The organism is Candidatus Omnitrophota bacterium, from assembly GCA_040755155.1.
Lineage (GTDB): Bacteria > Hinthialibacterota > Hinthialibacteria > Hinthialibacterales > Hinthialibacteraceae > JBFMBP01.
The window spans coordinates 1-4,210 of sequence record JBFMBP010000128.1; the positions used below are offsets into that span (position 1 = coordinate 1).

Annotated in this window: 2 protein-coding genes; one reads left to right on the forward strand and one right to left on the reverse strand. The window is 47.3% G+C overall.

Going from position 1 to position 4,210, the window contains the following annotated elements:
* Positions 1-31 precede the first annotated feature (31 nt).
* A complete protein-coding gene (locus AB1656_18995; protein MEW6237475.1) occupies positions 32-3,412 on the reverse strand; it encodes an ATP-binding protein in 3,381 nt (1,126 codons plus the stop codon).
* A 278-nt stretch (positions 3,413-3,690) separates the two neighbouring features.
* Between AB1656_18995 and AB1656_19000 the strand changes: the two genes are divergently transcribed.
* A partial coding sequence (locus AB1656_19000) for an aminotransferase class I/II-fold pyridoxal phosphate-dependent enzyme (GenBank protein ID MEW6237476.1) occupies positions 3,691-4,210 on the forward strand: 520 nt, incomplete at its 3' end.

Here is a 4,210-nt window from a genome sequence, read left to right on the forward strand (position 1 = left end):
CGGAGGCATTTACAAAAGCGAATAGCCGTTTTTACGCTTTATTCTCTCCTAATGGCAACGTAACCGTAAACTGCGTTCCTTTTCCCGCTTCGCTTTCGACCGCGATCGTCCCGCCATGCTGTTCGATGATGCCCTGAACGATGGACAAACCCAATCCGGTTCCCGAACCGACAGGCTTGGTCGTGAAGAAAGGATCGAAAATCTTAGTCTTGATTTCCTCCGGCATTCCTATCCCATCGTCGCGAATTTGAATTATCGCGTTTTTATCTTGCCTGGATGTTTGAATCCAAATATGGCCTTCATTCTCAATGGCTTCGATGGCATTAACAAAGATATTCATGAATACTTGATTGATTTTTCCCGGAGAACAGGAAATTTGGGGAATATCCCCGTATTCTTTATGGAGAACGATACGGTTTTTGTATTTGTTGAAGAGCAGGTTCAGCGTGGAATCGATAGCTTCATGGATGTCGTATTGGGAATAGTAATCTTCATCCATGCGCGAATATTGACGAAGGTCGGCGACGATTTTGGAGATGCGATCGGAACCGTCTTCAAAGGAACTCATGAGTTTTTTAGCGTCTTGCGAGGCGAATTCCAGGTCTTCTTCCTCATAGATATCTTCGAATCGTTCTTTCATTTCCGATGGCAGTTGTTCCTTATTTTCCGTCATGTAATCGACTGCTTTCTTGAAGCCCAACAGGTAGTCTTTCAGCGGTTGTATGTTGCTTTTGATAAAGTTGACGGGATTGTTGATTTCATGGGCGATTCCGGCGATCAGCTGGCCCAGCGAAGACATTTTCTCCGATCGGATGAGTTGGTTTTGCGCGGCTTTCAATTCGGCCGTGCGCCGTTCGACGCGGTCTTCGAGTTCGGCGGTCAACCGTTCGAGACTGCGATTGCTAACGGCGAAGCGATAGGCGATGAGCATAAAGATCACGATGGAAAACAAAATGCAGGCGCCGTCCAGCAAAAACGAATAGGCTAACGGTCCTGCATACCCAAAATATCCGCCCGCCAGCCAAAGATAGACGCCGACATAAAACATGCTGCCCAATCCGAAGAGCAACATGCCATGAATGCGTTTCCAGACGCCGACCAGAAACAAGCGGACGATTTCGAAAGAAATAATCGTACCGGCAATCAAAAGGAAGTCGTTAGTTGTTTCCAGATAAGTATAGTTTTCCTTTGTTTCGAGAAAACCGGATTTATAAAACCAAAAGGAAAAACCCAGCGCGGCAAGAATCAGGATCAGCAAAACAACCGTCCATAAAAACTGGCGAAATTTTACGTTGTATATTAAGTAATACAGGTTAAAAACAATGGCCAACAGACTGCACCCGGTTATGCCTATAAATAAGAAATGCAATGAAAAAAAGTTATCCGACAATGCTTGAGAAGGAATATTCCAGACAATTTCGCTGATTGTCATAAATAGAAATAAAAAAGCAAAATAGAAGTTTTCCTTCAGTTTCGAATAAAATAAAAACAAAACAAAAGCAAAAAGCGCCAATGTAAAAAACATAATGGCGATAATGAGCGCCATTAACATCTTGAATTCCCTCCTAGCGAACGTATCGGCGATCTGGAAAAAGCGGGGAGCCCAATCCAAGGAATCGAATTTTAGACGAGAAACCGCGGCTTTGATTGGCTTCGGATCGTCCGAACCGCTGGCAAGCGCAATGCCATACGCCAGCGGTTGTTCGAATGTAAGCGATAACGCATGTATGGGAGTCCATACGATTCCATCATTGGAAACTTCCGCCAAGCAAAGACCATGTTCCCTTAAGCAACTGACGCGAAGAGCAGAATTATTATTGTAATAATACGACAACGACAGTTCCGACCCTGCCAAAACATGAAAGCCGGAGGCGTCCCGCCACAGTAGCGAAACATTCAACATATTAAATTTGTTGTCGCTCCCAAATGACGCAAAATAAAATTTTGCGTTGGGCCGGTCGCCGGCTTCGCGGATCATTAATCCGATCTGCCGCTGATCCTGGTCGGAATCTCGGTTCATATCGATTATCCCGGCGCTTAGGCTCCATGCGCCGCTTTTTTCGGAATAGATAAAGAAGCCTTCATTCGAATCGTCTTTGAAGCCGTCGCCGCTTCCTTCGATTACATAAAAAAGCCGATTGATGCCGCGAGCGGGTTTCTCCTCTCTTGGAAACATGGATTCATAGGGGAGGTATTCCTGCAGGTTGGTGAATGCCATATCCCCTTGAAATGTATGTATATCTTCGATATCCAACACGTTAACAGTTCCCGGCGTTTTGTAATCTCCGATACGGGGCGGGGATTGCGGCGTTCCCCAATCGGCGACATTTTCGAAAACGCCAAATTGGGGGTACAGAAACTGCTCCCCGCCAATATTGACGCCAGCGACATTTCCATCGAAAAGAAAAACTCCCTTCGCGGAATTGTCCAACAAGGCGATTTGATAGGAGAGTTGCATTGGATTTTGTATATTATCTAATTTCCAGACAATGCGATGATCTTCAATGGTTCCCCCCAGATTGATATTGGTAACTTCGAATCCGGGCGTAATATTTTCTACTGCGATGGCGTCAACGTTATTGGTTCTTCCAGGATCGACATCGATCGTCACGGTTATCGGTTCTTGATCTTGATAGATGCTCTTGGAAAGCGATCGTATGGATGTAAAGGGAATGGATTCGAGTCTGATGGTGTCGATTTGTGCGCTGGCTAACAATTCATTATCTAACGTATTGGTAATGGCGATTCCGTAAGCAACAGGATCTTGCATAGGAATGACCATCGAACAACCTTCCGTCCAGGTTGAGCCATCATAAGACCATTCGGAAATCAATCGATTCGATGCGGAAATTCGCGAAACGCGATAAAAAATGAAGCGATTGACAGCGTCCCCCCTCAAAAAAGCGTTGTGTTCTATGTTTTTTGTTATACCGTAATCTACGGTTCGCCAACTCGTTGCCGAAGTGGTTCCTAAAGGACCTTCCAAGCCTGCGCGCAAGTAAATGCCGAATTGAGACGAATACGAATTTTTCGCCTGATTGCGGATCATCAGATGGACGCTAGGATTGTTGCCGCCCGTACGTTCGCCGCCGCGGTCGAGCCATTTGACGCGGGCGGTCAGTTTCCATGATCCATAGCGCTCGGCATAGAGGAAGAAGCCTTCGTCGGAGTTGTCCCAGATATCGTCGCCGTTGCCGAAGATCCGGTAAACTGCATCGGCGGTTGCGTTCCGGATTTCGACGCGTCCCGGCGTTTTAAAGCGCCCTCGTTGAAGAGGAGACTCTTTAGTTCCCCAATCGGCGGTGGCGTCGAAAATGCCGAGATTGGAAGCGCTTTCTTGAGAGCGGCATGGATTTGACGATAAGAAAAACAGAAAGGCGAGATAGGCGAAAAAATGAAATAAAAATCGCATGAGCATGATCGTTCCCTTCAAAGAACGAATCTTTCCTACTCTCGCCGATTATCTCAGAAATCCCCAGAATGTCTACTTGCGTACGCGCCTGTCGGGAATTGATCCTTCCAGTTGAAATAACGGTTGGAAATTGATCCGCCCTTAGCCCATGATTTGGAAGTCATGATAATGACGTCCGGAGGCAGGGACGCCGATGTTTGGGGAACACTAGCGGCCATCGAGGATTATGGCCTATAGTAAACGCGAAGAATATTTGGAAAAGGAAGGATGCAAAGATCATGAAACCAAAGACAATCACGCGAAGGCGATTTGTCCGGACGGGTCTTTCCCTTAGCGCAGCGGCGCCTACGGTTTTATCCCTGCAATTATCGCATGGGGCGGAGATGGAAAAACCGGCGCTTTTGGGAGGGCAAAAAGCGGTGCAGGACAAAATTCCCGGCTGGCCGATGATCGAGAAGTCGGATGAAGATAAATTTCTCGAGACGCTGCGCAGTTTAGGATGGTGCCGGTTGGGCAATCACGTCGTTACGGATTTCGAAAAAGCCTGGTCGGAGAATTTAGGCGTCAAGCACGCCATCGCCACCGTGAACGGCACAAGTTCGCTATATGCGGCCTTGTTTGCGCTGGACATCGGCCCCGGCGACGAAGTGATCGTTCCCGCGTATACCTTCGTCGCTTCGGTCAATGCGATTTTGCAGCAATTCGCCTTGCCGGTGTTCGCCGATACGGACCGGCAGACGTTTCAAATCGACGCTTCTACGCTGGAAGATCGAATTACGGAACATACGCGCTGCATTA

What these genes read in the sequence shown, in the direction of transcription:
- AB1656_18995 (MEW6237475.1), bottom strand. Translation starts at nt 3,412, where the DNA reads ATGCGATTTTTATTTCATTTTTTCGCCTATCTCGCCTTTCTGTTTTTC.